Annotated in this window: 2 protein-coding genes; both read left to right on the top strand. The window is 50.0% G+C overall.

The features are described from left to right. The coding region (gene murJ, locus A3751_RS18995) for a murein biosynthesis integral membrane protein MurJ (RefSeq protein WP_197466510.1) at window positions 1-663 on the top strand (663 nt) is incomplete at its 5' end. Window positions 664-704: 41 nt separating this feature from the next. Then, the coding region (locus A3751_RS19000) for an FAD-binding protein (RefSeq protein WP_156492630.1) at window positions 705-1,113 on the top strand (409 nt) is incomplete at its 3' end.

The raw sequence follows: 1,113 nt of genomic DNA on the forward strand, positions 1-1,113 counted from the left end.
GCTAAGAAAGCGAGCGGCTCAGAACAAGCGTTTTCAGACACCATCGACTGGGCTTTGCGGATGGTATTAGTGATTGGTTTGCCCGCAGCGCTCGCGCTGATTGTGTTAGCGGAACCACTCATAACCGTTTTGTTTCATTATGGCGCCTTGCTCGATAATGATGTGCTGCAAGCAGCGAAGAGCTTACGTGCATACGCAGCCGGTTTGTTAGCGTTTATGTTTGTGAAAGTTTTAGCGCCAGGATTCTTTGCAAGACAAGACATGAAGACTCCGGTGAAAATCGGAATCTATGCGATGATTGCGAATATGGTGTTTAATCTGGTCTTGATTTGGCCTCTTCAGCACGCCGGCCTCGCGTTGGCCACAGCGCTTTCTTCATGGTGCAATGCTTTGTGTTTGCTCTGGTTGCTGCGCAAGAGCAATATCTATCGATCTAGTGAGGGCTGGATGCTTTTCTGGTTTAAGTTGGTCGTTGCGTGCTCGGTCATGCTGGGCTTGGTGTTTTGGTTGAACGAACCTACGCAGACCTGGTTTGCTTGGGGGCTGCTGCAACGTATTCAGCATTTGGCGTTAATGGTGGGGGCTGCGATCATGGCGTATTTTCTTATGTTGCTGTTGTTGGGCGTTAACCTAAAAGCATTACTACAAGACAAACACGGTTAGTCCATGTTTCGCGGTAATTTAAATGTACAGGTGAGCTAGAAATGAGTACAGAGCATATCGACGAGCTTGATGGCGAAATTAAAGCTTGGCGCACCAGTGAATTGCATCAGCTTGTGTCGAGAGTACTGCCGGAGCGCTGTATCTTGAGCGAGCAGGCTCAGCGTAAACCATACGAGTGCGACGGTTTGGCGGTTTATAGGGTTGAGCCTGGCTTGGTTGTGCTGCCTGAAAGCAAAGAGCAGGTTCAGGACTTAATGCGCTGCTGTGACCAGCACGGAATTGTTGTTGTTCCCCGAGGAGCAGGGACGGGCTTGTCTGGTGGGGCGCTGCCTATCGTTGGCGCGATTACCTTGTCTCTTTCCAAAATGAATCAGATCATTCGTATTGATGCCGATCAACAGTCTGCTTTGGTGCAGCCAGGAGTGCGTAATCTGGCGGTTAGTGAGGCGG

This window comes from Oleiphilus sp. HI0080, from assembly GCF_001635135.1.